This window comes from Spirillospora sp. NPDC047418, from assembly GCF_040643275.1.
Lineage (GTDB): Bacteria > Actinomycetota > Actinomycetes > Streptosporangiales > Streptosporangiaceae > Spirillospora.
This window is the reverse complement of record NZ_JBEYTW010000121.1, coordinates 1-25,622: the sequence shown is the minus strand read 5'-3', so window position 1 is coordinate 25,622 and position 25,622 is coordinate 1. Positions and strand designations below refer to the sequence as shown.

The following is a 25,622-nucleotide window of genomic DNA, read 5'->3' as shown; positions in this document are numbered from 1 at the left end:
GCTACGAGGTCAGGGTGGACGGCGACCTCGCCGGGTTCGTCGACTACGAACGGGAGGGGGACGCCGTCGCCCTCGTCCACATCCCGAGACGCGCCAGCGGCTCGGGAAACGCCCTCTCGTTCGTGACGGGGGTTCCAGGGGGTCGCCCCCTGGGTCAAGTCGCTTCGTTGTCGAACGGGGGCGGCTCGTCTGCTTCGAGGCGGCCGGCTGTGACGGCGTGGGAGAAATCCTCGTCGTCGAACAGGCTGGAGCCGTTCTTGCCCGTGGTCGTCGGGTGGCCGTCGTCGTCCTCCAGCAGGTGCTTGCGGACGAACGTCTTGGGGTTGAGGTCGTTCAGGTCGAAGTCCTTGAACTCCGGCCCGAGGCCCTCCTGGAGATCCGCCTTGGCGCTGTCGGCCATCTGCCGGAACTGCCGGAGCATGCGGCCCGCCTGCCCGGCGACCTGCGGCAGCTTGTCTCCGAAGATGACCAGGGCGAGAACGACGAGTACCGCCATCTCACCGAGTCCCACGTCGAACAACCCGTCCTCCACAAGCCGTCGGGGGCCGGTCCCCGCGGACCGGCCCCCTCAGCGTATCCCGAGCCCGGACGAACCGGACCTGCGGCTCGTTACCGTGCTAGTCGGCGCCGAGCGTCAGCTGGACGCTGCTCTCCCGGCCGTCGCGCTCGTAGGTGACCCTGATGCGGTCGCCGGGGGCGCGGCTGCGGATCTGCGCGATCAGGTCGGTGGCGTCCTCGATCGGCCTGCCGTCGATCTTGGTGATGACGTCGCCGGGCTTCAGCCCCGCCTTGTCGGCCGGGCCGCCCTTGATCACCGGGTCCTGCCCGTTGACCTGCTGCGACATGATCTTGGCGCCGCCGTCCTGGTAGCGCGGGTCCGGGAAGACGCCGAGCTTGGCCTGCCGGACGCTGCCGGTGCGGATGATCTCCTCGGCGACCCGCTTGCCCTGGTTGATCGGGATCGCGAAGCCGAGGCCGATGCTGCCGCTCTGCTGCTCGCCGCCGAGCGACTGGCCGCCGAGCGTCGCGATGGCGGTGTTGATGCCGATCACGCTGCCCTTCGCGTCCACCAGCGGGCCGCCGGAGTTGCCGGGGTTGATCGCCGCGTCGGTCTGGATGGCGTTGAGGTAGGACGCGTCGCCGCCGCCCTCCCCCTGCGTCGGCACGGCCCGGTTCAGCGAGCTGACGATGCCGGTGGTGACCGAGCCCTGCAGGCCGAGCGGCGAGCCGATCGCGATCACCGGGTCGCCCACGGCGATCTTGCTGGAGTCGCCGATCGGCAGCGGCGGCAGCGAGTGCCGGCCCGACGGCTTGAGGACGGCGACGTCCGAGCTCGGGTCGGCGCCCTTGACGGTCGCGGGCAGCGTCTTCTTGTCGTTGAAGACGATCTGGATCTGCCCGCCCGTGCCGGCGCCCGCGACGACGTGGTTGTTGGTGATGACGTAGCCGCCGTTGACGATGAAGCCGGTGCCGCCGACCTCGCCCTGCGCGGACTGCACGCGGATCATCACGACGCTCGGCAGCACCCGCTGCGCGACGCCGGCGACCGAGTCCGGCGGGCGGGCCTGCACCTTGCCGTCGCCGCTGTTGCCGCCGCCGAGGCTCACCGAGCCGCCGTCGTCGTCGCCGTTGGTCGCGATGACGCCGATCCCGGCGCCGAGCGCGCCCGCCACCAGCGCGACGATCAGCGCGACCACGGCCAGCAGCCCGAGGCCGGGCCCGCCGCGCGAGGACGGCGGCATCGCGGGCACCGGCGCCCAGTTCGGACCGGTGCCGCCGGGCGGCATCCCGTAGCCGGCCATGGGGCGCGGACCGAGACCGCCGGGCGGCGGGCCCAGCGGCGCGGGCGGCGGCCCCATCGGCGGCCGTGCGCCCGGAGGCGGCGGCGGTCCCTGGTGGGACTGGTGCGGCTGGTGCGGCCAGCCGCCGCCCGGTCCGCCCTGCGCGAGGCGCGGGTCCTGGTTGTGCGGGACGAAGCCGGGGCGCGGACGGTCGTCGTCCACGGCGGGCTTGTCCAGCGGGACGGGCGGCGGAGGCTGCGGCATGTCCCGCGGCGGGGCGTCCTGCAGCGGCACCTCCTGCGGCGCCATCCCGGCCGCGGGCCGCTGGAACAGCACGTCCTCGCTGGTGTCGGGCGGGTTCCCGAGCGAGTCCGGCGGGGCGAACCCCCCGGCCACCAGGCGGTCGCCCCCGTTCACCGGTTCCCGGGCGTCCTGCGGGCCGTCCGCCGGGCCCGGGTCGCCGCCGGTCTCCGGCCGCCCCCCGGGCTCGGGGTCGTCCGCGGGCTGCGCGGCCGGGATCTCCCGGTCGGTCACCGTCTCGGGAGGAGCCGCCTCCTGCCGTTCAGGCCCCTGGCCGGAGACGACCTCGTCGTCCTCCGACGGCGCCCCCACCGGCCCGCGGTTGTCTTCGGTCATCCCCATCTCTCCTACCGAGCATGGTCCTCGTCATCCGTGCTCATGCTGCCCTTCAGGGCATGTGGCGAGCATAAGACCTCTCGGCCGCGCGCTCACCTTCGGTCAGTCGAACGGATTCGCCGTCGAGGCCAGGCGGCGGGCACCCCGGAAGATCCGGCTCCAGAACGTGTCGCCGCCGTGCGGCATGTGCACGGCGACCGTGTCCGCCGTGCTCTGCGGCGCGTCGGTCAGGACCGTGTAGACGTAGCCCTGCCCGGCGGAGACGGCCCAGCGCCGCAGCGCCTCGCGCCGGTAGACCGTCCGGCCCCGGCGGGCGGTCTTCTGCCAGCCGGCCAGGCCGCGCTCGTCGAGGCCGCCGCGCTGCACGAACACCGAGACGGCGGCGAGGCCGTCGGAGTAGCTGAGGTGGACGGCGCCGCCGTCCTTCTCGCTGCGCACGTCGTAGAGGGTGAGGTGCCCGGGCAGGTCCGTCGGGACGGGCCAGCCGCGGTCGCGCAGCCCGGCGATCCCGGCACGGTCCAGCCGCTCGCCCCACCCGGCGGCGGACCCGGGGCCGGCGCCGTCGACGCCGCCGCCGGCGCTGGACCCGGGGAAGCGCAGCAGCCCGCCCCGGGGCTGGCCGAGCACGACCGGATCCGCCGCCGGCGCGGTGAAGCTGATCTCGCTGAACCCGGTGACGACCACCGGCCGCCCGGTGGCGTCGATCAGCTCGCGGTGCAGCATCAGGCCCGTCTCGCGGTCGATCCAGAAGCGTCCGGCGGGGCTGCCGTCCGGGCGGCGGGCCTCGACGACGCGGGCCGGCCGGCCGCAGACCGCCGCGTCCGCCGCGCGCACCACCGAGTAGTTGCGGGTGAGCAGCGCGAGCGTCTCGGCGGTGAAGCCGGTGCTGTCTCCGGCGGCGGACTCGGCCCGGTACCCGGTCCCGCCCGTCCCGGAGCGGTAGCGGATGCCCTCGCCGGGCCGGTGCGACACGCTGACGCGGGACGTGGCGGACCGGCTGCGGTTCCACGTGGTGAGGAAGCGCCGGCCCTGGTACGGGACGCGCTGGGCGGCGTCGGCGGCGGCGCGCAGCAGCCCCACGGCGCCGGGGTCGCTGCGGACGCGGCCCGCGGCGGCCGGGTCCCCGGACAGCAGCCCGGCGACGGCGAGCGCGCCCGCGAGCCCGCCGACCAGCAGCGCGCCCCGGCGGCTCCGCCATCGCCCGCCCTGCTCCCGCAAGCGCCTCCGGCGCGGCCCCTCGCCGCTCCCGGCCGGCGCGGCCGGCGCGGTCACGGCCCTGGGGAGACCTGGACCTGGTAGACCGGGTCGGTGAGCGGGTCGGTCATCGGCGCGTCCCCGGAGGTCAGCGCGTGCTCGACCGCGAACCGGTCGAAGGCGGGCGTGACTGTCGGCGCCTCCTGCCGAGCGCCCGCGATGTAGGAGGCGGTGCCCAGGCCGAGGACGAGCGTGGCGGCGCCGACGGCGAGGACGCGGCGCCGGGGGTGGACCTGGACGGCAGCGGCGTGCCCGGCCGGGCGGTTGTCGCGCGGGCGCCCGGCGGCGGCCGTCCGCACCGGGCGGGTCGATGATCGCAGCGGGCGGGCCGGGCGGTGGGACGGGGTGCCCGCGGACGGGGGCCCGGGAGGCGGGGGCCCGGCGGGCGCCGGCGGCTCGGCGGCCCCTGCGGGCAGCGCGCGCAGCCGGTTCAGGAAGTCGGGGGTCGGCAGGTCGTCGGTGCCGTCACCGGCGGGGAGCTCGGACAGGCCGCGCAGCCGCCCCTTGACCCGCCGCAGGCCGGCGACCTCCGCGCGGCACGGGGCGCACCCCGCGAGATGGGCGAGCACGCGGTCGCGCTCCTCATGCCCCAGCTCGCCGTCGACCAGAGCGGTCAGACGCTCCCCCAGACAACTCACGCCGCCTCCGTCGATTCCATTCGGTCTGGCGCGCGGTCCCGCCCCGCGCGCGTCCACGTACGGCCTACGCGCCGTCCGGCAGCGGCCGCGGCGGCGCGCCGCCGGCCGCGTGCAGCCCCCCGGCGGGCGCGTGCGCTCCCATGGCGGGCGCCGCGGCCATGCCGTCACCGGCTCCGCCGTCGTCGGCCGCGGCCAGGGCGGCCTCGCGCGCCTCGGCCGCCTGGTAGTCGTTCCTCGTGCCGGGCCGGCGCCGGGTGGGCGCCCGGTGCTCCAGCGCGGCGCGCAGCTGCGCCCGTCCCCGGTGGATGCGGCTGCGCACGGTCCCGAGCTTGACGCCGAGCGTCGCGGAGATCTCCTCGTAGGACAGCCCCTCGATGTCGCACAGCACGACGGCCGCGCGGTACTCGGGGGCCAGCGCGTCGAGGGCGGCCTGGACGTCGGCGTCGAAGTTGGTGTCGTCGAACGCCTGCGCCGGGGTCGGCTCGCGGCCCTGGAGGCGCTCGGCGGCGTCGTCGGCGAGTCCCTCGAAGCGGATGCGCTGGCGGCGCCGCGCCATGTCGAGGAACAGGTTCGTGGTGATGCGGTGCAGCCAGCCCTCGAACGTTCCGGGCGTGTAGTTCGACAGTGAGCGGAACACGCGGACGAAGACCTCCTGGGTGAGGTCCTCGGCGTCGTGCTGGTTACCGGTCAGCCGGTAGGCGAGCCGGTAGACGCGCGCGGAGTGCTCGCGGACGACCTCGTCCCAGGACGGCGGCGCCCACTCGGCCTCGGGTGCGTTCTCGCGCGTACGAGCGGCGTTCCCAAGCCCCTGCCTGGTGCCGACCCCCACAGCGCTTCTGAAACTCAGTGCTGCGACTCCCATGGTGCCGGGCTGTTCCTCTCTCGTAGCCAAGGTCTCGCCTTGGAACGGCACGGTCTCGCCTGGGCTGGGGCGGTTCCTGGACCAACTGTCCTGCATGCTGCGTGCTTGTGCTTTCGCTGGTTACAACGCGCTGAAACTCCAGTTGGTTCCCTGTCAACGATATGGTCTTTCCAGCATGAGGCATGCGGGGGTCTTGCGAGGAGGCAGCCATCGACGCCATTCAGGCCACCCGGGCCTACGTGGAGGATTTCCTCCCCGAAGACGAGGCGCTGCTCGCCGCCAGGCGGCGCGGCGAGGAGGTCGGCGCGGCGCCGATCGGCCCCGCCGGCGGCGCGGCGCTGCGCTTCCTCGCGACGCTGATCGGCGCGCGGACGGTCGTGGAGGTCGGCTCGGGCTGCGGGGTGTCCGGCGTCTGGCTGATGCGCGGCATGCCGCAGGACGCGGTGCTGACGAGCGTGGACATCGAGCCGGAGAACCAGCGGCTGGCGAAGATCGCCTACCGGGAGGCGGGCCTGTCCGGCTTCCGCACCCGGATGATCAGCGGGCCGGCGCTGGAGGTGCTGCCCCGGCTCACCGACGGCGCCTACGACATGGTGTTCTGCGACGCCGACAAGCGGGAGTACCCCGAGTACCTGGCGGACGCGCTGCGGCTGCTGCGCCCCGGCGGCGTGGTCGCGTTCGACAACGCGCTGTGGCACGACCGGGTCGCCGACGCCGCGCACCGCGATCCCGACACCGAGTCGATCCGCGAGGTGCACCGCATGATCCGCGACGACGAGCGGCTCCTCCCGCTGCTGATCCCGGTCGGCGACGGCCTCCTGTGCGCCGCCCGGCTGGGCTGACGCCCGTGGAGAGCGCGGAGACCACGGAAGGCGCGGAGAGCGCCGAGACCGCCGAGCTGTTCGCGGTGCGGATCCGGGTGACGTGGCGCGGGGCCGGGCAGTCGCTGGCGTTCCTGATCCTTTTCGCCGCGTCGGTGGGGTTCGTCACCAGCGGCGTGGTCCGCGGCGCCGGTGTGGGCAGCGCCGTGTTCATGGTGCTCGGGGTCGCGGGGCTCGTCCTGTTCGGGGCGGGCCTGCTGCTGTCGGCGGGCGGGATGCTCGCGCGCCGTCCCGTCCTCGAACTGGACGGCGACGGGGTGCGGCGGCCGGCGCGCTGGCCCCTGCCGCGCCGGGCCGGGCGCACGCTGCCGTGGGACGAGGTCGCGGCGATCGCGGCGCTGCGGCGCGGTATGGCCGGCACCCGCAGGGGCGAGCAGGACTACCTGGTCTTCCTGCCGGCGCCGGAACTGGCGGACATGGCGCGCACGTCGGAGCGGCCGCAGCTGGTGGCGCTGACGATGCGGGACGTCCCGGCCACGGCGGCGGCCGTCCCGTGGTGCTTCGCGGTGGACCAGGGCTGGGACGCGACGCTCCCGCAGATCGTCAAGGAGGCCCGGCGCCGCCGCCGCGTCCCAGTGATCGACCGCCGCACGAAGTGACCGACCGCCGGGCGAAGTGACCGACCGCCGGGCGAAGTGACCGACCGCCGGGCGACGTGATCCACCGCCGGGTGAGGTGATCGGCGGGCCCTGATCGGGCTCTCCGCGGTCGGGCGGGTCAGGCGGTCAGCCAGTCGAGGAGGAGGCGGACGCCGTAGCCGGTCGCGCCGCGGGTGATCTCCGCGTCGTCGGCGGTGGCGCGGCCCGGTCCGGCGATGTCGAGGTGGGCCCAGGGCCGGTCGCCGGTGAACTCGCGCAGGAACAGCGCCGCCGCGATGGAGCCGCCGCCGTAGCCGCCGCGCCCCATGTTGGCGACGTCGGCGACGTCGGAGTCGATCGCGGCGCGGTAGTCGGCGGTCAGCGGCAGCCGCCAGACGGGCTCGCCCGCGGCCGTCCCGGCGGCGGTGAGGGCGTCGGCGAGGCCGTCGTCGGTGGCGAACAGCGCCGCGTGCCGCAGCCCGAGCGCGACCTTGGCGGCGCCGGTGAGGGTGGCGACGTCCACGATCGCGTCGGGGTCGAGTTCGGCGTCGGCGTAGGCGAGCGCGTCGGCGAGGACGAGCCGCCCCTCGGCGTCGGTGTTCAGCACCTCGGAGGTCGTCCCGCCGAAGTGGGTGATGACGTCGCCGGGGCGCATCGACGACCCGGACGGCATGTTCTCCGCCGCCGCGACCAGGCCGGTGACGCGGGCGCGGACGCCGAGACCGCGCAGCGCGCCCATGACCGCGATGACGGCGCCGCCGCCGGCCATGTCGGTCTTCATGGTCTTCATGCCCTCGTTCGGCTTCAGCGACAGGCCGCCGCTGTCGAACGTGATGCCCTTGCCGACCAGCACGATGTGCTTGCCGGCGGCCTCGTCGGGCCGGTAGGAGAGCTCGATCAGGCGGGGCGGGCGGGACGAGCCGCCGCCGACGGCGAGCAGTCCGCCGAATCCGCCCTCGGCCAGTTCCTTCTCACCGCGCACCCGGATGTCGAGGCCCGCCTCGGCGGCGACCTGCTCGGCCCGCGCGGCGAGCCAGGACGGGTCCTTCTCGCCGGCCGGGGTGTTGGCGAGGTCGCGGGCCAGCGCGGTGGCGCGGGCCCGCGCGGTCCCCCGCTCGATCGCGGCGGCGCCGGCCTCCGGCCCGGCCTCGGTCAGCACCGCGAGGGTGCCGAGCGCCTTCCTGGCGGGCGGGGCGCCGATCTTGAACTCGTAGCAGGCGAGCAGCGCACCCTCGGTGAAGGCGGCGAGATCGCCCGCGGGGACGCCGGCGGCGAGCGCCGTCCGGCCCCTGCCGCGGCGGGCCAGCGCGGCGCCGGCCCTGCGCAGGTCGGCCGGGGTCGCCTCGCCCACCCCGTACAGCAGCAGTTCGCGGACCCGGTCGCCGACGCGCACCTGGGTCGCGGTGATCTCCCCGGGCTCGCCCTTGGCCCGGTGCAGCGCGAGCAGCTCGTCCAGCGTGAAGGGCAGGCCCTCGGCGACCTCCGCCGCCGGTGCGACGGGGCCCCTGCGGACGGGCACCGCCACCACCTCGGCCCCGAGGTCGGCCGCCGCCTGCGAGACGGTGCCGCCGGCGCCGTGGACGCTGGTCTCGATGGGCATGGTGATGGTCCCCCTGATCTGCGCTTCTGGGTACGGAAATGGCAAGGGCCCCGGCGGCGTCGCCGGGACCGTCACCAACAAGCCGGGAGCGGTGGAGCCGTCAGCCCACGACGTCCTTGAGCGCCTCGCCGAGCTCCTTGGCCTCGTCGGCGGAGAGCTCGACCACGAGTCGGCCGCCGCCTTCGAGGGGGACTCGCATGACGATCCCGCGTCCCTCCTTGGTCACTTCGAGCGGACCGTCTCCCGTCCGCGGCTTCATCGCCGCCATGCGTCGTTCCCCTTCCTGCGTAGGGCCGCGGCCTCGCACACCATTGGCCGCGTGGCCGCGTGTCGCATCCGCGTCATCAGTAGTGGTCCATTATCTCGTCTTCCGGGCGCGAAGTGGTAACGATCAGCCTCCAGATCGGAAGATGGGAGGATCTGCGGGCGAAACGAGAGGACGCCGATGTCTGAGACCGTGCTGTACGACGTGACCGACGGTGTGGGGACCATCACACTCAACCGCCCCGACGGGATGAACTCGCTGACGGGCGAGATGAAGGAGCTGCTGCGGGCCACGGTGGTGCGCGCGGCCGCCGATCCGGCGGCCCGCGCGGTGATCCTGACCGGTGCCGGGCGGGCCTTCTGCGCGGGCCAGGACCTGCGGGAGCACGGCGACAACCTGGCCGCCGGGAAGGGCCTGGACGACACCGTCCGCAGGCACTACAACCCGATCGTGCTGGCCATCGCCGGGATGCGCAAGCCGGTGGTGGCGGCGGTGAACGGGGTCGCGGCGGGCGCGGGCGCGTCGCTGGCGTTCGCCTGCGACCTGGTCGTGGCGTCCGACAAGGCCCGGTTCGCGACCGCGTTCACCGGGATCGGGCTCGCGCCCGACAGCGGGATGTCGTGGACGCTGCAGCGCCTCGTCGGCCGCGCGAAGGCCGCCGAGCTGCTGCTGCTCGGTGAGCCGGTGAAGGCGGACCGGGCGCTGGAGCTCGGCCTGGTCAACCGGGTCGTCCCGGCGGACGAGCTGGCCCCGGCGGCCGTGGAGCTGGCGCGGCGCCTCGCGGCCGGTCCGACGGTCTCCTACGGCGCGGTGAAGGCGGCGCTCGACCACGCGGCGACGCACGACCTGGCGTCCGCCCTGGAGCGGGAGGCCGAGCTCCAGGACGAGTGCGCCGACACCAGCGACCACAGGAACGCGACCGAGGCGTTCCTGAAGAAGCAGCAGCCCGAGTTCGAGGGCCGGTAGAGGTAGGGCCTTCCCCCGTACCGGTCGGGGAGTCTCCGCCAATGTGGGCGAGGGGGCCTCGGCGGTTTGCTTGAGTCATGACTCGGACAACCGCCGCGCCCCCCGCCGGGCAGCTACACGACCACGTTGCCGTCGCCCGCGACCTCGTCAAGTCCTACGGGGCGGGTGAGCACGCGGTGACCGCGCTGCGCGGCGTCTCGGCGGCGTTCCCGCGCGGCCGGTTCACCGCGATCATGGGGCCGTCCGGGTCCGGGAAGTCGACGTTCCTGCACTGCCTGGCGGGGCTCGACACGGTCACGTCCGGCTCGGTGCTGATCGGCGACGTCGACATCACCAAGCTGTCCCGGACCCGGCTGACCAAGCTGCGCCGCGACCGGCTCGGGTTCGTGTTCCAGGCGTTCAACCTGCTGCCGATGCTGACGGCGGAGGAGAACATCCGGCTGACCGGGCGGCTCGGGAACCGGCGCGCCGACCGGGCGTGGTTCGACACGATCGTGGACGCGCTGGGGCTGCGCGGGCGCCTCGCGCACCGGCCGGGCGAGCTGTCGGGCGGGCAGCAGCAGCGGGTCGCGGTGGCGCGGGCGCTGCTGACCCGGCCGGAGGTGCTGTTCGCCGACGAGCCGACCGGCAACCTCGACTCCCGGTCGGGCGCCGAGGTGCTGGCGTTCCTGCGCCGCGCGGTGGACGACTACCGGCAGACCGTGATCATGGTGACGCACGACCCGGGCGCCGCCGCGCACGCCGACCGGGTGCTGTTCCTCGCCGACGGGATGATCGTGCGCGAGCTGCACTCCCCCACCATCGACCAGGTGCACGACGTGATGCGCCGGATGGAGGGCTGAGCGCCATGTGGCTGATCGCGCGCCGCTCCTTCGCGGAGGGCTGGATGCGGATGGCCGCCACGCTGCTGGCGGCGGCCTTCTCGATCGGGCTGATCGCGGGCACGCTGCAGTTCACGCTGCGGGCGCAGGAGGCGGTGTCGGGCAGCGACGCCAGCGAGTACGCCCGTTCCGACGTGCTCGTGCTGGGCGGGTCGGTGGACACCGACGACCCGTACGCGACGCCGGACGGCCAGGTCGCGTTGAGCGCGGTCGCGGGACGTCCGGGCGTGGCGGCGGCCGCCGGGGACGCGATGGTCCCGGTGACCGCGCACGGGTCCGGCGGCAAGGCCATCCTGCCGCCCGCCGGGGCCGGGACGACGCTGCGGCCGTGGACGTCCGACGCCCGGCTCAACCCGTACCACCTGGAGTCGGGCCGGGCGCCCGCCGCGGACGGCGAGATCGCCGTCACCCGGCACGTGGCGCGCGCCGGGAAGCTCGATGTGGGCGACCCGGTCCGGGTGCTGCTGCCGAAGCAGAGCCGCACCCTGAAGCTCGTCGGGATCGTCACCGTGCAGGACCACAGCTCCGTCGCGAGCGGCGACCTGCTGCTGGCGCCGCCCGCGACCGTCCAGGCGGCGGCGGGCCTGCCGGCCGGGACCTGGCAGGGCGTGTGGGTGAAGGCCGCGCCGGGCGTCGCGCCGGCGAAGCTCCGCAAGGACCTGGCCCGTTCCCTCGGGCGGGACGTCACCGTCCGCACGGCGGCGGGCGTCCGGAACGCCCAGTCGGCCAATCTGCAGTCGGCGGGCGCGTCGATCGGCGGCGCCATCGGCATGGTCTCGTCCGTCGCGGTGTTCGTCGGGCTGTTCGTCGTGGCGAACACGTTCGGCACCCTCGTCCGGCAGCGGACGCGGCGGCTGGCGCTGCTCAGCGCGATCGGCGCGACGCCCCGCCAGATCAAGCGGCTGATCCGGTGGGAGGCGCTGGCGCTCGGCCTGGTCGGGTCGGCGGGCGGCGTGGTGCTCGGCTACCCGGTGTCGGCGCTGCTCACCCGGCTGTTCGCCGACGACGGCTTCGACATCTCCGCGGCGGACGTGCAGTTCGGCTGGGTCGCGCTGGCCGTGCCGGCCGCGGCCGGGATCGTCGTCACCCAGCTCGCGGCGTGGCGGGCCGCGCGGCGCGCCGCGCGCGTCTCCCCCATGCAGGCGCTGCGCGCGGCGAGCACCGAGAAGCCCGGCCGCCGCCGGGGGCGGGTGATCGGCGCACTCGCGATCTTCGCATGCGCGTGGATCTTCTTCGGCGGCGTCTTCGGGATCAGGTACGAGGAGCCGCCCGGCCCGGAGCGCACCATCGGCGTCTGCGTCATGGTCCTGCTGGGCTGCATGACGACCGTGGCGGCGCTCGCCGTCCTCGCCCCGTTCTTCGTCGGCCCCCTCGGCGGCCTGGTCGGCCGGATCGGGACGGCCGTCAGCGGCGAGGCCGGGCGGCTCGCCCGCGCCACCATCACCCGCAGCCCGCGCCGGGTGTCGTCGGCGGCGTCGTCGCTGATGCTGGGCGTGGCGCTGGTCGGCGCGACGGCGCTGACCGTCCTGTCGGTGGACGCGCGGTTCGCCGAGACCGGCGACCAGGTGATGCGGGCCGAGCACGCGATCGCGGCGACCGGCGCGACGTCCGGCGGCCCGGCGCCGCTGCCCCGCGACGCGGCGGCCAAGGCCGCGGCCGTGCCCGGCGTGTCGACCGCGACCGCGCTGACGGCGTCGCAGATCAAGCTCGTCTCGCCGCCGCCGAGGCGGCCGTCGCCGGAGGAGCCGCCGCTGCCGGTCTACCTGGCGGTGACGGGCGCCGACCAGCAGGCGCTGCCGGAGGTGCTGAAGCTCGGCGGGCGGCTGCCCCGGCTCGGGGACGGCGAGATCGCCCTCACCTCCACGGTGATGAAGGGCCAGAAGATCAAGAAGGGGCAGAAGATCGTCGTGCGCGGGGCGCAGGGCCGCGTGCCCTTGACGGTCGCCGCCGCCTACCACGACCCGTCGCACCTGTTCGCCGACCAGGCGCTGGTGTCGGAGGCGACCATGGACCGGCTCGACCCGGCCGCGCCCGCGCAGGTCGTCCTCACGCGGGGCGGCTCCGAGCGGGACCTCGCCCGCGCGTTCGCCGGCACGCCCGGCGTCGAGGTCCTCGACAAGGGCGCCTACGTGGACCTGGCCAAGGGCGCGATGACCAGCGGGCTGACCGTCATCTACGGGTTCATCGGCATGGCGCTCGTCCTCGCCCTGTTCGGGATGGCGACGACCGTCTCGATGAGCGTCGGCGAGCGGACCCGCGAGTTCGGGCTGCTCGGCGCGGTCGGCGCGACGGTCGCGCAGATCAGGGCGATCGTCCGCTGGGAGGCCGCGACGGTCGTGCTGCTCGGCGGGCTCCTCGGCATCGGGACGGCGCTCGGCAGCGTGTTCCTGATGTACGTGGCGACGGGCAGCTCGTTCCTGGCCCCGAACCCGCCGTGGTGGCTGTTCCCGGCCGTCATCGCGGGCGCGGCCGCGGTCGCCCTCGCTACGTCGGCGCTCCCGGCCCGCAGGGCCGCCGAAGTCCCGCTGCTGGAGGCGGCGAAGTCGGAGTAGCGGGCAGGGCGGGGTGGGCTGCTACCGGTACGCGCCGTGCCGGTGGCAGCCCGTGAGGTGGTCGTCGACCAGGCCGCACGCCTGCATCAGGGCGTAGGCGGTGGTGGGGCCGACGAAGCGGAACCCGTGCTTCTTCAGCTCCTTGGACAGGGCCTTCGAGGCGTCGGTGCGGGCGGGGACGTCGGCCGTGTCGGCGTAGGCCGGGGAGCCGGGGTCGGCGTAGCGCCAGGCGGTCGCGGCGAGGCCGCCGGGGAGGTCGAGGGCGGCGCGGGCGTTGGCGATCGACGCCTCGATCTTCGCCCGGTTCCGGACGATGGCGGCGTCGCCCATCAGGCGCTCGACGTCGTCCGGGCCGAACGCGGCGACCTTCTCGGGGTCGAAGCCGTGGAAGGCGGCGCGGAAGCTCTCGCGCTTGCGCAGGATCGTCAGCCAGGAGAGCCCCGACTGGAACGCCTCCAGGCAGAGCTTCTCGTAGAGGCCCGGGTCGTCGCGGACGGGACGGCCCCACTCGTCGTCGTGGTAGGCGATGTAGTCGGGCGTCGACAGCCCCCACGGGCAGCGCGCCAGCCCGTCCTCGCCGAGAATCGCGGTGGTCACCCGCCCGTTCTACCCGACGCCTCCGACAGTCCCGACGCCTCCGACAGTCCCGACGCCTGCGCCGGGCCGCTCGCCTCCGCCAGCCTGGCGAGGCGGCGCAGGCCGAGGGCCAGGAACGCCTTCACGACCGGGCCGGCGACCAGCCAGCCGGCGCGTCCGAGGGGCCCGAGCGGGAGGTCGACGCGCTCCGCCCAGACGACGCGGCTGCCCGTCCCCTCCGGGACGACCTTGAACCACGCCTCGCCGCGCACGACGCGGCCGGTGTGCCGGACGGCGACGCGGCGCCCGTCCCGCCAGTCGGTGACGACCATGGTGTCGGTGAAGCCGACCGGGCCGATGCCCGTCCAGGCCCGCAGTTCGTCGCCGACCTTGTCGCCGCCCTCGGCGCTGGTGAACGGCATCCACTCGGCGTGCCGCGGCCAGTCGGTCAGCAGGGCGAAGACGTGCTCGGCCGGGGCTGCCGACACGGCCTCCGCGTGCACGGCGACTCGGCTCATCGGTGCTCCTCCTCGGGGCCGGGCTCGTCCTCGACGGGCACGGTCTCCTTGCGGAGCAGCACGCCGTCGCTGGGCTCCTCCAGGCCGTGCAGGGCGCCGATGGCCGGTTCGCCGGCGCGGTTGCGGAGATCGTACAGCCGGCGTTCCAGGTCGGCCACGCGGGCGTCGCGCTCGCGCAGCGCGTCGGTCAGGCGGTGCACGGCCTCGTCCGTCACCTGCATCTGATAACCCCAGATCGTGGTGGGAAACCGGAGCCGGGAGCCCGCCGGCCCGATGACCGGACGGCCCTCGGCGTCCACCCGCAGCGGCGGATAGTCCGGATGGGTCTCGGCCAGCTCCCCGCCCCTGCCCATGGCGAGGACGACGACGGCGCCCAGCACGGCCAGGCCGGCCAGGACGAGCACCACGGTCACCATCACGCTCCGATCTCCCGCGTCCCCTGAATGACGTTCTCCGGACTCCGATCGTGCCACGCTCGGCGGCCTGGGGATGCAAGACCGGACGGTCCTTCCACCGGGCGCGCCGGTTCCGGCCGGTGCCGCGGACGCGCGCGGCGCCCCCGGCGGGCCGGGTGGAGCGGCTCACCGGGGGCGCCGTGCCGGGAGGCGGGCGGCGGCGCGGTCAGGGCCGCTAGCCGCGCAGGCGGTGCCAGGGGCCGGTGATGGCGAACGTCACGCCGGGGTCGGACTGGCGGTTGGCGAACAGGACGCGGCCGTCCGGGGAGAACGTGACGCCGGTGAACTCGCTGCCGTTGCGGGCGTTGCGGGCCATCGCGAACGGCTTGTCCTTCCGGGTGGTGCCGACGAGGTACTGCTCGCCGTCGCCGTCCTCGGCGAGGATCACGCCGCCGCCGTACGGGGACACGGTGATGTTGTCGGGGCCGTCGAACCGGCCGCCCGGCTTGAAGATCAGCTGGAGCTCGATCTCGTTGCGGCGCGGGTCGTAGGTCCAGACCTGCCCGGCGTGGTCGCGCGCGGCGCCGTCGCCGGAGTGGGAGAAGCTCGCGACGAAGTACGCCTTGCCGTGCCCCCACCAGGCGCCTTCGAGCTTCTGGCTCCGGGTGATCGTGTCGAACTGCTTGCGCACGGACGTCGTCTTCGCCGACGGGTCCGGGACGTCCAGCCACTCGACGCGCAGCCGGGTGCCGGGCTCGGTGACCAGCGACAGGTCCGGGACGCCCCGGACGTTCATCGCCTCCAGCCTCCCGCCCCGCATGTAGGCGTGGTAGCCGCCGTGGTGGGCGCGGGGGCGGAACCGGTAGAACAGCCCGAACGGCCCGGACGCGTCCTCGGTGAGGTAGGCGGTGAGGGTGTGCGGGGCGACGGCGACGGCCTCGTGCGCGAAGCGGCCGAGGCCCGTCAGCGGGACGGGCTCGGTGCGCCGGCCGTCCGGGTCGACCTCGAACACCCAGCCGTGGCTCTTGGTCTCGCCCTTGACGCCCTCGGTCTCCTCGCAGGTCAGCCAGGTGCCCCAGGGGGTGCGGCCGCCGGCGCAGTTCACCGCCGTCCCGGCGAGGCTGACGTACTGCGACAGCAGGTTGCCGCGGCTGTCGACCTCCAGGGTGGTGGTGCCGCCGTTGACCGCCGGGTCGTAGGTCAGCTCCGGGCGGCCGACGGCGCGGGTGCCGTTGGTGCCCTGCTCGTGGTTGCGCACGAGCCTGGTGCGGCCGTGCCGGCTGCCGGGGAAGGTGGCCATCCCGTCGTGGTGGCCGGGAACGACGACACCCTCCGAGATCGGGTCGCCTTCCACCGACAGCTCCTTGTAGTGGAAACCTCGGGGCAGGTCCAGGACGCCCTTGGGGTCGGGGACGAGCGGGCCGTAGCCGTACGCCTCCCCCGTGTCGGCGCCGGCGGACGTCTGGAAGACGCCCTCCAGGCTTCCGGCGAGGGCGATGGACAGGGCGCCGGCCGCGCCGCCCTTGACGACTCCGCGACGGGTCACGGACATGGGCACTCCTTAGCGTGAGGGGATCACGCCGGAGCCTGGTCGCCGCCGCTGAACCGGCGGTGAACGAGCGCGGACACGCCGGGAAAGCCCCAGGACAATCTTGGGTCGGCCTTGGGTCGGCGTCGGGTCGGCGCCGGGTCGGCCGCGGGTCAGCCGGCCGTGGGGAAGGCCATCCCGGGCGCCTCGGCGGCCCCGGCGGGCTCCGGCCAGCGGGACGTGACGGCCTTCTGGCGCGTGTAGAACCGGACGCCCTCGGGCCCGTGGACGTGGGTGTCGCCGAACAGCGACGCCTTCCAGCCGCCGAACGAGTAGAACGCCATCGGCACCGGGATCGGGACGTTCACCCCGATCATCCCGACGTGCACGGACCGCTGGTACCGCCGCGCCGCCGCCCCGGACGAGGTGAAGATCGCCGTGCCGTTGCCGTAGGGGTTGGCGTTGACCAGCCCGATCGCCTCGTCGAGGGTCCCTGCGCGCAGCACCACCAGGAGCGGCCCGAAGACCTCCTGCTGGTAGGCGGCCATGTCGGTGGAGACGCCGTCGAGCAGGCAGGGGCCGACGAAGTAGCCGGGGCCGGGCAGGCCGCGCCCGTCCACGACGAGCTTGGCGCCCGCGCGGGCCGCCCCCTCGACGTGCCCGCCGACGCGCTCCCGCGCCGCCTCGCTGATCAGCGGCCCCATCTCGCTGGACGGGTCCGCGCCCGGCCCGACCTTGATCGCGCGGGCCCGGTCGGCGAGCCGCTCGACGAGCGGGTCGGCGGCGTCGCCGACGGCGACCGCCACGGAGATCGCCATGCAGCGCTGCCCGGCCGACCCGTAGGCCGCCGCGGTGATCTGGTCGGCGGCGAGGTCGAGGTCGGCGTCGGGCAGCACCACCGCGTGGTTCTTCGCGCCGCCGAGGGCCTGCACCCGCTTGCCGGCGGTGCTCGCCGCCTCGTGGACGTGCCGGGCGACGGGCGTCGACCCGACGAACGACACCGCCGCGACGCCCGGGTGCGTGATCAGCGCGTCGGCGGTCTCGGCGTCGCCGTGCAGGACGTTGAACACCCCGTCGGGCAGCCCCGCCTCGGCGTACAGCTCGGCGACCAGGTTGGACGCGGACGGGACGCGCTCGCTCGGCTTCAGCACGAACGTGTTCCCGCAGGCGATCGCGATCGGGTGCATCCACAGCGGCACCATCACGGGGAAGTTGAACGGGACGATCCCGGCGCACACGCCGAGCGGCTGCCGGAACGAGAACGCGTCCACGTCCGAGGAGACCTGGTCGGAGTACTCGCCCTTGAGCATCTGCGGGATGCCGCAGGCGAACTCGACGACCTCCCGGCCGCGGACGACCTCGCCGCGCGCGTCGTCCAGGATCTTGCCGTGCTCGGCGGTGATCAGCCGGGCCAGCTCGTCCTCGTGCCTGGCGAGCAGGTCGCGCAGCGCGAACATGATCCGTGCCCGCCGGGTCAGCGACACCTCCCGCCACGACGCGAAGGCCCGCGCGGCGGCGCCGACGGCGGCGTCCACCTCGGCCCGGCGGCCGAGCACGACCTCGGCGGTCTGCTGCCCGGTCGCGGGGTCGCGCACGGGCGCCGCGGTGCTCCCGCCGACCGGGACACCGCCGATCCGATGCTGAATCGAGCGCATGGGGGTTCCTTTCACAGGTAGCGGCGCTGGGTCTTCTTGTCGTCGTCGTAGCGGGCCCGGGCCTGCGCGGTCGGGGCCAGCGCCGACACCTCCGCGACCGGCACGTCCCACCACGCCTCGCTGTCGGGGGCGGGGGCGAGCGGGTCGGTCTCCACGTGGACGACGGTGGTGCGCGGGGAGGCGACGGCCGTGCGCAGCGCGTCCCGCAGCCCGTCCGGGCCCTCGGCGCGGAGCACGTCGGCGCCGAGGCTGGCGGCGTTCGCGGCGAGGTCGACGGGGAGGGTCCCGCCGTCCAGGCCGGTGGCGGTCCGGGCCCGGTAGCGGGTGCCGAACCGCTCCGCGCCGACGCTCTCGGACAGGTTGCCGATCGACGCGTAGCCGTGGTTCTGGACGAGGACGACGACGAGCTTGACGCCCTCGGCGACGGCCGTGGTGAGCTCCTGCGCCATCATCAGGTACGAGCCGTCCCCGACCAGGACGAACACCTCCCGGTCGGGTGCGGCCATCTTCACGCCGAGGCCGCCGGCGATCTCGTAGCCCATGCAGGAGTAGCCGTACTCGACGTGGTAGCCCTTGGGGTCGCGGGTCCGCCACAGCTTGTGCAGGTCGCCCGGCATGGACCCGGCCGCGCACACCACCACGTCCCGCGGCCCGGACACCTCGTTGACGGCGCCGATGATCTCGGCCTGCGCGGGCAGACCCTCCCGCCGCGCCCCGAAGGCCCCGTCGACGACGGCGTTCCACCGCTCGGCGAGCCCCCGGGTCTTCTCCCGGTAGGAGCCGGGGACGGAATGGCCGTCCAGGGACGCGTCGAGGGCCCGGATCGCCTCTCGCGCGTCGGCGGCGACCGCCGTCCCGGCGAGCTTGAGGGCGTCGGGACGAGCGATGTTGATGTTGACGAAGCGGACGCCCGGATCACCGAACAGGCTGTGCGAGGCGGTGGTGAAGTCGCTGTAGCGCGTGCCGATGCCCAGCACGACGTCGGCTTCCCGGGCCAGCGCGTTCGCGGCGGTCGTCCCGGTCGCGCCGATCGCGCCGACCGAGCACGCGTGGTCCCACGGCAGCGAGCCCTTGCCCGCCTGCGTCTCGGCCACCGGGATGCCGGTGTGCTCGGCGAAGGCGCGCAGGTCGCCGGTGGCGCGCGAGTAGATCACGCCGCCGCCCGCGATGATCAGCGGGCGCTCGGCGGACCGCAGGAGCGCCGCGGCCTCCGCCAGCGCGGCGGGTTCGGGGACGGGGCGCGGGATGCGCCAGACCCGGTGGTCGAACAGCTCGTCCGGCCAGTCGAACGCCTCCGCCTGCACGTCCTGCGGCAGGGCGAGGGTGACGGCGCCGGTCTCGGCCGGGTCGGTGAGGACGCGCATCGCCGCCAGCAGCGCGCTGGGCAGCTGCTCGGGCCGGTTGACGCGGTCCCAGTACTTCGACACCGGTTTGAAGCAGTCGTTCACCGACACGTCGTGGGAGCGGGCGTCCTCCAGCTCCTGCAGGACGGGGCTGGCGGGACGCGTGGCGAAGATGTCGCCCGGCAGCAGCAGCACCGGCAGCCGGTTGATCGTCGCCAGCGCCGCGCCGGTCACCATGTTGGTCGCGCCAGGCCCGATGGACGTCGTGCAGGCCAGCGTGGACAGCCGGTCGCTCATCCGGGCGTAGCCGGACGCGGCGTGCACCATCGACTGCTCGTTGCGCGCCATGTAGTAGGGCAGGTCGCCGGCGCGCTCCAGCAGGGCCTGCCCGAGGCCGGCGACATTGCCGTGCCCGAAGATCCCGAAGCAGCCGGCGAAGAACCGCCGCTCCGCGCCGTCGCGCTCGCTGTACTGCGCGCCCAGGAAGCGGACGACCGCCTGGGCCACCGTCAGTCTCGTGCTCATAGGACCTCCACTGCTGCGTCGACGGCTCCGGCCACATCGCCGTCGGCAGGGTAAAGAAGGGAGCGGCCGACGACCAGGCCCCGCACGGTCGGCAGCCGCAGGGCGCGGCGCCAGCCGTCGCGGGCCGCGCGCGGGTCGGCGGAGACCTCGCCGCCGAGCAGCAGGGCGGGCAGCGTCGACGCGGCCATGACGCGCTCCATGTCGGGGACGACGGGGACCTTCAGCCAGGTCCGCGCCGAGGTCGTGCCGAGGCCGGACGCGATCGAGATCGCGCGGATCATCGCCTCCGGCGTGAGGTCGTTGCGGACGCGGCCGTCCACCCGGCGGGCGATGAACGGCTCGACCATCGCCATCAGGCCGTGCCCGGCGAGCGCCGACACCGCGCGGGCGCAGCCCTCCAGGGTGCGGGGCGTCGCCGGGTCGGCGTCGTCGACGCGCAGCAGGACCTTGCCGCCGTCGAGGCGGGACGCGGCGATCGCGTCGGCGCTGTAGGCGGTGAAGCGGTCGTCGATCTCGAAGGACGTGCCGGCCAGCCCGCCGCGGTTCATCGAGCCGATCACGAGCTTGCCGTCGAGGGCGCCGAGGAGCAGCAGGTCCTCCGCGACGTCGGGGGTGGCGAGGACGCCGTCCACGCCGGGGCGTTCCAGCGCCGTGCACAGCCGGTCGAGGAGTTCCCCGCGGTCGGCCATGGCGAGCGGGTCGCCGCCGGCGGCGAGGGCGCCGCGCGCCGGGTGGTCGGCGGCGATCAGCATGAGCCGCCCGGCCGGGCCGAGCAGCGCCGCGCGCCGGGTGCGGCGGGCGGCGGCCTCGGCGATGGACTCGGGGCGGGCGGCGCGCGTCTCGGCGAGCGCCGCGATCCGCCCGGCCCGCGCGCCGGGCGGGGTCCGGGTGTCGAGGGTCACCGGGTCACCGCCGGCTCCGCGATCTCGGCGGCGGTGGGCATGGCGGCCGAGCAGGCGAGCCGGGACGCGACGACCGCGCCGGCCCGGTTGGCGAACCCGATCGCGCGCGGGAGGTCCCAGCCGGCGAGCAGCCCGTGGCAGAGGGCGCCGCCGAACGCGTCCCCGGCGCCGAGGCCGTTGACGACCTCGACCGGCACCGGCGGTGACTCCACCATTTGCCCCTGGTCGTCGACCGCGAGGACGCCGTCCGGTCCGCGCTTGACGACGGCGAGGCGGACGCCCCGGTCGAGCAGCGCGCGGGCGGCCCGCACCGGGTCGGTCTCCCCCACCGCGACCTCGCACTCGGCGAGGTTGCCGACCGCGACGGTCGCGTGTTCGAGGGCCTCGCCGGCCCAGCGCCGCGCCTCGTCCGGGGAGTCCCAGAACATGGGCCGGTAGTCCAGGTCGAGGACGGTGGGGCCGGCGCCGCGGCGGGCGCCGAGCGCGGCCAGCGTCGCCGTCCGGGACGGTTCGGCGCACAGCCCGGTCACGGTCGTCCAGAGCAGCCCGGCGGCCTCGATGGCGGGAAGGTCCAGCTCGTCCGCGCGGATCTCCAGGTCGGGAGCCTTGGGGAAGCGGTAGAAGTACAGCGGGAAGTCGTCGGGCGGGAACAGCTCGCAGAACGTGACGGGCGTCGGCAGGCCGGGGACGTCCGCGACGAACCGGGCGTCCACCCCGTACTCGGCGAGGGCGCGGCGGACAAAGCGGCCGAACGGGTCGGCGCCGGTGCGGGTGACCACGGCGGCGCGGCGGCCGAGCCGGGCGGCGGCGACCGCGACGTTGGTGGCGCTGCCGCCGAGGAACCGGGCGAACGTCTCGACCTCGTCCAGCGGCGCTCCGGACTGGAGCGGGTAGAGGTCGATGCCGACGCGGCCCATGGTGATGACGTCGAACCTCGTCATGCGGCGATCCCGGCGAGGAAGTCGACGCAGGCGCGCACGTCGGCGACGGGGCCGGCGCCGGGCGGCGGCTCCGCATCGATGATCATGTCCTGTTCGAGGACGTACCAGCCGTCGTACCCGGCGCCTTCGAGGGAGCCGACGATCCCGGCGATGTCGATGTCGCCCGCGCCGAGCGGGCGGTAGATGCCGTCCCGGACGGCGTCGGTGTAGGGCGCCGCACCGGCCTGGACGGCCTCGGCGAGCGCCGCGTCGACGTCCTTCAGGTGGACGTGCGCGATCCGGCCGGGGGCGCGGGCGGCGAGTTCGCCGGGGTCGGTGCCGCCGATCAGCAGGTGCCCGGTGTCCAGGCAGAGCGGGATGCCGGACCCGTCGAGGACGCGCCGGACCTCATCGGACCGTTCCACCATCGTCCCGACATGCGGGTGCAGCACCGCGCGGACGCCGGCCTCGGCCGCGGCCGCGCCGATCCGGTCGAGGTTGCCGAGCAGCGCCGCCCAGCCGGCCGCGTCGAGCGCCGGGCGCTCGTCGTAGCCGTCCAGGCCGGTGACGGCCGCGAGCACCAGCGTCAGCCGGTCGTTGGAGCGTTCCATACCAAACCCGGACAGAATCCGCCGGACGTCGGGCAGCGGGTCGCGGTCCGGGTCGTGCAGCACGACCGGCGCGAACCCGCCCACCGCGCGGAGCCCGTACCCGGCGAGCAGCGCGGCGCGCTCGGCGGCGCCCGCGGGCAGGAAGCCGTCCGGCCCGAACTCGGTGGCGGCCAGCCCGAGATCGCGCATCTCCGCCAGCACCCGCGCGGGCGCCAGCTGGTGGCCCCAGCCGGGCACCTCGCACACCCCCCACGAGATCGGGGCTCCCGCGACACGATCCTTGATCATCGACTCACCATCTCTCCAGCGGACGTGCTCGCGCCGGCGGTGCCACCGGCTCCGCCGAGTCTGCTGAAGCCCGGGCGGAGATGTCAATAGTTTGTTAGGACATTATGAGGTAATAAGTTAAACACACACTCCGAGGTACGATCGTCCCGTACGAGAGGAGACATTGGGTGTACCGACCCCGCGTGACCGTGGACCGCAGCAGCCCCGTGCCGCTGTACTACCAGCTCGCCCAGCAGCTGGAGGCGGCCATACGCGCCGGTGAGCTGGCCCCGGGCACCCGGCTGGAGAACGAGGTCGAGCTGGCCGACCGGTGCGGGCTCTCCCGCCCGACCGTCCGGCAGGCCATCCAGCACCTGGTCGACCGGGGGCTGCTGGTGCGCAAGCGCGGCGTCGGCACGCAGGTCGTGCGGTCGGAGATCCGCCGCCCGATCGAGCTGACCAGCCTGCACGACGACCTGGCGGCGGCCGGCCGGGAGCCGCGCACCCGGGTGCTGGAGTTCGGGCCCGTCCCGGCCGACGACACGGTGGCCAAGGAGCTGGGCGTCACGCCCGGCGACGAGGTCCTGCGGATGCGCCGGATCCGGTGCACCGGCGAGGAGCCGCTCGCGGTGCTCACCAACTACCTGCCGCCCGACCTGATCAAGGTGACCGAGGCCGATCTCGCCGAGCACGGCCTCTACGAGCTGCTCCGCGGGACCGGCATCAACCTGCGCATCGCGAACCAGACCATCGGGGCGCGCGGCGCGACGGCGGCCGAGGCCCGGCTGCTGGACGAGCGGCGCGGCGTCCCGCTGCTGACCATGAACCGCACCGCCTACGACGACAAGGGCATCGCGATCGAGTACGGCTGCCACGTGTACCGCGCCGACCGCTACTCGTTCGCGCTCACCCTCGTCGAGCGGTAGCCGCCGGGGGACGGCCCGCCGAACCCGGGCCGAATTCTTCTTGATCAATTAGAGCGCTCTATTGAATTAGAGCGCTCTAACGCTTACGGTTCAGGCGTCCGCACCTCGCATCAGGAGGAACCCGATGCAGCTCAGACCCACCCCCCAGGGCGTCCGCCTGGCGGCGGCCGCGACGACCGTGGCGCTCGCCGCCGCCGTGCTGCCCGCCGTCCCGGCGTCGGCCGACGGCGACGAGCTCGCCCAGGTCCGCGCCACGCTGGAGACCCCCGCGAACTTCGACGACGCGGCGGGCGGCAACGCCAACGCCGACGACCCGGCCATCTGGAGCCACCCGGACGACCGCGACGGCGACCTCGTCATCGCCACGCTGAAGGAGGGCGGCCTGGTGGTGTACGACGCCGCCGGCCGCGAGATCCAGCGGTTCGCCGCGCCCACCCCGCCCCGGCCCGGCGACGAGCCCGGCAGGTTCAACAACGTCGACCTGATCTACGGCTTCCGGCTCGGCCACCACAAGGTCGACCTGGCCGTGGTCTCCGACCGCGGCCGCGACACCGTCCGCACCTACGTGATCGACCCGGACAGGGCCGAGCGCCACCGGGCACCGCTCACCGACGTCACCGACCCGTCCGTGCCGTTCGTCTTCTCGTCCTCCCTCGACGACGTCAACGAGCAGGCGACGGCGTACGGGCTGGCGTCCTGGGGCGACTCGCGCGGCGGCGGCTACGTCGCGCTCAGCCGCCGGCACACCTCGCGGCTCGGCCTCGTCCAGCTGGTCTCCACCCGGGCGGGCACGATCACCTACCGGCACGTCCGCGACCTCGACCTGCCCACCTCGTTCCCGGTGCCCGGCGGAACCTGGACGCCGTGCGAGGACCCCGGCGAGGGCCCGCAGGTCGAGGGCATGGTCGCCGACCCCGAGCACGGTGTGCTGTACGCGGCGCAGGAGGACGTCGGCATCTGGCGCATCCCGCTGAGCGGCGCCCCGCGGCTCATCGACAGGGTCAAGGAGTACGGCGTCCCCGCCACCTACAACCCCGAGACCGAGGAGTGCGACCCGAGCGGACCCGACCCGGGCGTGGGCGGGCAGCACATCACCGCCGACGCCGAGGGCCTGTCCCTCTACAAGCAGGACGACGGTGAGGGCTACCTGATCGCCTCCAGCCAGGGCGACAACACGTTCGTCGTCTACGACCGCGAGGACCCGACCGACTACATCGGCCGGTTCCGCATCGCCCCCGGAACCGTCGTGGACGGCTCCGAGGTCTGCGACGGCGCGATGGTGACCAGCGCCCCGATCGGGCGCTTCCGCAACGGCCTCCTGGTCGTCCACGACGGCGTCAACACCCCCGACGCGGTGGACGAGAACGGCGAGGTCCGCGAGAACACCAACTTCAAGTTCGTCGACTGGAAGGATGTGGCACAGCCGCTGGACCTGGAGATAACCCCCGGCGACTGGAACCCGCGAGACTAGCAACCCGCGTTGATCTGCGGCGTGTTGTTGTTCTGACGCGCTCATAACAACAACACGCCGCAGATCAACGGTGCGAAGGAGATGGAGTGGCCCACCCGACGCTGGAGGACGTCGCCGCGCGCGCCGGCGTGTCCCGGGCCCTGGTGTCGCTGGTGATGCGCGGCTCCCCCAAGGTCGCCGAGCAGCGCCGGAACGCGGTGCTGGAGGCCGCCCGCGAGCTGGGCTACCGCCCCAACATGATGGCCCGGGGCCTCGCCGCCGGCCGGACGGGCATCGTCGGCGTCCTCCTGTCCGACCTCCACGACTCAGGGTGCGCCGACCTCCACGCCGGCCTCGCCGACGAAGCCGGCGACGCCCGCCTCTTTCTGACCACCGGCCGCGGCCGGCCCGCCCGCGAACTGGCCGCCCTGAACGACCTCCTCGACCTGCGCCCGGACGGCGTGGTCCTGGCCGGCCCGCGCATCTCCGCCGCCGACATCGAACGCGCCGCCGCCGGCTGCCCCACCGTCGTCGTGGGCCGCTCCCTCCGCTCGACCCGCGTGGACTGCGTCACGGGCGACGACACGGCGGCCGTGGAGCAGGCGATCGCCCACCTGACGGATCTCGGCCACCGCCACCTGGCCTGCCTGGACGTGGGCGCCCGCCCCTCTCCCCTGCGCCGCGCCTGCGAGGCCGCCGGGCTGGCCGTCGTAACCGCCCCGGACGAACTGTCCCGCGCCGCCACCGGCGTCCTCGCCCTCGGCGACAGGACCGGCACGGCCGCGCTCACCGCTCTGCTGCGCGCGGGGAAACGCGTCCCCGACGACGTCTCGCTGATCGTCCACGGCACGCCACCGGGCGCCGGGGCCGCACAGGTGACGACGATCGCGCCATCGCCCGCAGAACTGGGCAGCCTGGCGATGAAGACCCTCCTGTCGCGCATCAAGGACGGCCCTTCGGCGCAACCGCACCGCCTCACCGTCCCCCCGCGCCTGACCCCCCGCACCACCACCAAGGCTCACCAGACGCGTTTCCCCGCGCGCAGCAGAGCGGTGAGCGCGGCCGTGCCGGTCCTGTCGCCGAGGGCGAGGACGCCGGTGGCGGCGCGGGAC

Annotated in this window: 24 protein-coding genes; 8 read left to right on the top strand and 16 right to left on the bottom strand. The window is 74.7% G+C overall.

Annotated elements, in window-relative coordinates; translation table 11 throughout:
- Positions 1–154 precede the first annotated feature (154 nt).
- The 5 genes from ABZ806_RS40600 to sigE form a co-directional block, all read right to left on the bottom strand.
- Complete coding sequence (locus ABZ806_RS40600) at positions 155–520, bottom strand: sec-independent translocase (RefSeq protein WP_500224001.1); 366 nt, start codon at positions 518–520, stop codon at positions 155–157.
- A 97-nt stretch (positions 521–617) separates the two neighbouring features.
- Entirely contained in the window at positions 618–2,417 is a 1,800-nt protein-coding gene (locus tag ABZ806_RS40595) for a S1C family serine protease (RefSeq protein ID WP_500224000.1), read from the bottom strand.
- A 102-nt stretch (positions 2,418–2,519) separates the two neighbouring features.
- A complete protein-coding gene (locus ABZ806_RS40590; RefSeq protein WP_500223999.1) occupies positions 2,520–3,635 on the bottom strand; it encodes a sigma-E factor regulatory protein RseB domain-containing protein in 1,116 nt (371 codons plus the stop codon).
- A gap of 50 nt (positions 3,636–3,685) precedes the next feature.
- Complete coding sequence (locus ABZ806_RS40585) at positions 3,686–4,309, bottom strand: anti-sigma factor family protein (protein WP_500223998.1); 624 nt, start codon at positions 4,307–4,309, stop codon at positions 3,686–3,688.
- 64 nt (positions 4,310–4,373) lie between these two features.
- On the bottom strand, positions 4,374–5,171 hold the full coding sequence (gene sigE, locus ABZ806_RS40580; protein WP_500223997.1) for an RNA polymerase sigma factor SigE: 798 nt from the start codon (positions 5,169–5,171) through the stop codon (positions 4,374–4,376).
- A gap of 182 nt (positions 5,172–5,353) precedes the next feature.
- Here sigE and ABZ806_RS40575 point away from each other — a divergent pair, with 182 nt between their 5' ends.
- Positions 5,354–6,013, top strand: coding sequence for an O-methyltransferase (locus ABZ806_RS40575; RefSeq protein ID WP_500223995.1), 660 nt, complete (start codon positions 5,354–5,356; stop codon positions 6,011–6,013).
- A 5-nt stretch (positions 6,014–6,018) separates the two neighbouring features.
- On the top strand, positions 6,019–6,651 hold the full coding sequence (locus ABZ806_RS40570; protein WP_500223994.1) for a hypothetical protein: 633 nt from the start codon (positions 6,019–6,021) through the stop codon (positions 6,649–6,651).
- A 118-nt stretch (positions 6,652–6,769) separates the two neighbouring features.
- Here ABZ806_RS40570 and ABZ806_RS40565 read toward each other — a convergent pair whose 3' ends face one another.
- Both ABZ806_RS40565 and ABZ806_RS40560 read right to left on the bottom strand, forming a co-directional pair.
- Positions 6,770–8,230: a leucyl aminopeptidase gene (locus ABZ806_RS40565; protein WP_500223992.1), complete on the bottom strand. Its 1,461-nt coding sequence runs from the start codon at positions 8,228–8,230 to the stop codon at positions 6,770–6,772.
- Between the two features lie 100 nt (positions 8,231–8,330).
- The gene (locus tag ABZ806_RS40560) at positions 8,331–8,498 is read right to left on the bottom strand and encodes a DUF3117 domain-containing protein (protein ID WP_083980698.1); all 168 of its coding nucleotides are present in this window, start codon (positions 8,496–8,498) and stop codon (positions 8,331–8,333) included.
- Positions 8,499–8,675: 177 nt separating this feature from the next.
- On the opposite strand from ABZ806_RS40560, the gene ABZ806_RS40555 reads away from it, so the two are divergent.
- From ABZ806_RS40555 to ABZ806_RS40545, 3 genes are all read left to right on the top strand, one after another.
- Positions 8,676–9,461, top strand: coding sequence for an enoyl-CoA hydratase-related protein (locus tag ABZ806_RS40555; protein WP_500223991.1), 786 nt, complete (start codon positions 8,676–8,678; stop codon positions 9,459–9,461).
- A 77-nt stretch (positions 9,462–9,538) separates the two neighbouring features.
- Positions 9,539–10,303, top strand: a complete 765-nt coding sequence (locus ABZ806_RS40550; protein WP_500223990.1) for an ABC transporter ATP-binding protein — start codon at positions 9,539–9,541, stop codon at positions 10,301–10,303.
- Positions 10,304–10,308: 5 nt separating this feature from the next.
- On the top strand, positions 10,309–12,894 hold the full coding sequence (locus ABZ806_RS40545) for an FtsX-like permease family protein (RefSeq protein WP_500223988.1): 2,586 nt from the start codon (positions 10,309–10,311) through the stop codon (positions 12,892–12,894).
- A gap of 21 nt (positions 12,895–12,915) precedes the next feature.
- Here the strand turns inward: ABZ806_RS40545 and ABZ806_RS40540 are convergent, their stop codons facing one another.
- The 9 genes from ABZ806_RS40540 to ABZ806_RS40500 form a co-directional block, all read right to left on the bottom strand.
- Entirely contained in the window at positions 12,916–13,491 is a 576-nt protein-coding gene (locus ABZ806_RS40540; protein WP_500223987.1) for a DNA-3-methyladenine glycosylase I, read from the bottom strand.
- The gene (locus tag ABZ806_RS40535; RefSeq protein WP_500223986.1) at positions 13,488–13,988 is read right to left on the bottom strand and encodes an SRPBCC family protein; all 501 of its coding nucleotides are present in this window, start codon (positions 13,986–13,988) and stop codon (positions 13,488–13,490) included. Before ABZ806_RS40535 ends, ABZ806_RS40540 begins: the two co-directional genes overlap by 4 nt.
- A complete protein-coding gene (locus ABZ806_RS40530) occupies positions 13,985–14,407 on the bottom strand; it encodes a hypothetical protein (protein WP_500223984.1) in 423 nt (140 codons plus the stop codon). The genes ABZ806_RS40535 and ABZ806_RS40530 overlap by 4 nt, the downstream gene beginning before the upstream one ends.
- A 211-nt stretch (positions 14,408–14,618) precedes the next feature.
- Positions 14,619–15,935, bottom strand: coding sequence for an alkaline phosphatase PhoX (locus ABZ806_RS40525; protein ID WP_500223982.1), 1,317 nt, complete (start codon positions 15,933–15,935; stop codon positions 14,619–14,621).
- Between the two features lie 149 nt (positions 15,936–16,084).
- Positions 16,085–17,566, bottom strand: a complete 1,482-nt coding sequence (locus tag ABZ806_RS40520) for a CoA-acylating methylmalonate-semialdehyde dehydrogenase (RefSeq protein WP_500223981.1) — start codon at positions 17,564–17,566, stop codon at positions 16,085–16,087.
- Positions 17,567–17,577: 11 nt separating this feature from the next.
- Positions 17,578–19,434, bottom strand: coding sequence for a 3D-(3,5/4)-trihydroxycyclohexane-1,2-dione acylhydrolase (decyclizing) (iolD, locus tag ABZ806_RS40515; RefSeq protein ID WP_500223979.1), 1,857 nt, complete (start codon positions 19,432–19,434; stop codon positions 17,578–17,580).
- Positions 19,431–20,336, bottom strand: coding sequence for a Cgl0159 family (beta/alpha)8-fold protein (locus tag ABZ806_RS40510; protein WP_500223978.1), 906 nt, complete (start codon positions 20,334–20,336; stop codon positions 19,431–19,433). The genes iolD and ABZ806_RS40510 overlap by 4 nt, the downstream gene beginning before the upstream one ends.
- Positions 20,333–21,277: a 5-dehydro-2-deoxygluconokinase gene (iolC, locus tag ABZ806_RS40505; protein WP_500223977.1), complete on the bottom strand. Its 945-nt coding sequence runs from the start codon at positions 21,275–21,277 to the stop codon at positions 20,333–20,335. Before iolC ends, ABZ806_RS40510 begins: the two co-directional genes overlap by 4 nt.
- Positions 21,274–22,155: a TIM barrel protein gene (locus ABZ806_RS40500; RefSeq protein ID WP_500223975.1), complete on the bottom strand. Its 882-nt coding sequence runs from the start codon at positions 22,153–22,155 to the stop codon at positions 21,274–21,276. The genes iolC and ABZ806_RS40500 overlap by 4 nt, the downstream gene beginning before the upstream one ends.
- Positions 22,156–22,322: 167 nt before the next feature.
- On the opposite strand from ABZ806_RS40500, the gene ABZ806_RS40495 reads away from it, so the two are divergent.
- The 3 genes from ABZ806_RS40495 to ABZ806_RS40485 form a co-directional block, all read left to right on the top strand.
- Complete coding sequence (locus tag ABZ806_RS40495) at positions 22,323–23,060, top strand: GntR family transcriptional regulator (protein WP_500223973.1); 738 nt, start codon at positions 22,323–22,325, stop codon at positions 23,058–23,060.
- Between the two features lie 124 nt (positions 23,061–23,184).
- Positions 23,185–24,531 carry a phytase gene (locus tag ABZ806_RS40490; protein WP_500223971.1) on the top strand — a complete coding sequence of 449 codons (1,347 nt, stop codon included), beginning with the start codon at positions 23,185–23,187 and terminating at the stop codon, positions 24,529–24,531.
- Positions 24,532–24,617: 86 nt separating this feature from the next.
- Positions 24,618–25,622: LacI family DNA-binding transcriptional regulator (locus ABZ806_RS40485; RefSeq protein ID WP_500223969.1), on the top strand; the 1,005-nt coding region annotated here is incomplete at its 3' end.

Bases quoted from the DNA above. Each gene is read 5' to 3' on its own strand.
- ABZ806_RS40595 (WP_500224000.1), bottom strand. From the start codon at position 2,417: ATGACCGAAGACAACCGCGGGCCGGTGGGGGCGCCGTCGGAGGACGAC.
- sigE (WP_500223997.1), bottom strand. From the start codon at position 5,171: ATGGGAGTCGCAGCACTGAGTTTCAGAAGCGCTGTGGGGGTCGGCACC.
- ABZ806_RS40575 (WP_500223995.1), top strand. From the start codon at position 5,354: ATGCGGGGGTCTTGCGAGGAGGCAGCCATCGACGCCATTCAGGCCACC.
- ABZ806_RS40565 (WP_500223992.1), bottom strand. From the start codon at position 8,230: ATGCCCATCGAGACCAGCGTCCACGGCGCCGGCGGCACCGTCTCGCAG.
- ABZ806_RS40560 (WP_083980698.1), bottom strand. From the start codon at position 8,498: ATGGCGGCGATGAAGCCGCGGACGGGAGACGGTCCGCTCGAAGTGACC.
- ABZ806_RS40555 (WP_500223991.1), top strand. From the start codon at position 8,676: ATGTCTGAGACCGTGCTGTACGACGTGACCGACGGTGTGGGGACCATC.
- ABZ806_RS40550 (WP_500223990.1), top strand. From the start codon at position 9,539: ATGACTCGGACAACCGCCGCGCCCCCCGCCGGGCAGCTACACGACCAC.
- ABZ806_RS40545 (WP_500223988.1), top strand. From the start codon at position 10,309: ATGTGGCTGATCGCGCGCCGCTCCTTCGCGGAGGGCTGGATGCGGATG.
- ABZ806_RS40535 (WP_500223986.1), bottom strand. From the start codon at position 13,988: ATGAGCCGAGTCGCCGTGCACGCGGAGGCCGTGTCGGCAGCCCCGGCC.
- ABZ806_RS40525 (WP_500223982.1), bottom strand. From the start codon at position 15,935: ATGTCCGTGACCCGTCGCGGAGTCGTCAAGGGCGGCGCGGCCGGCGCC.
- ABZ806_RS40520 (WP_500223981.1), bottom strand. From the start codon at position 17,566: ATGCGCTCGATTCAGCATCGGATCGGCGGTGTCCCGGTCGGCGGGAGC.
- iolD (WP_500223979.1), bottom strand. From the start codon at position 19,434: ATGAGCACGAGACTGACGGTGGCCCAGGCGGTCGTCCGCTTCCTGGGC.
- iolC (WP_500223977.1), bottom strand. From the start codon at position 21,277: ATGACGAGGTTCGACGTCATCACCATGGGCCGCGTCGGCATCGACCTC.
- ABZ806_RS40500 (WP_500223975.1), bottom strand. From the start codon at position 22,155: ATGATCAAGGATCGTGTCGCGGGAGCCCCGATCTCGTGGGGGGTGTGC.
- ABZ806_RS40490 (WP_500223971.1), top strand. From the start codon at position 23,185: ATGCAGCTCAGACCCACCCCCCAGGGCGTCCGCCTGGCGGCGGCCGCG.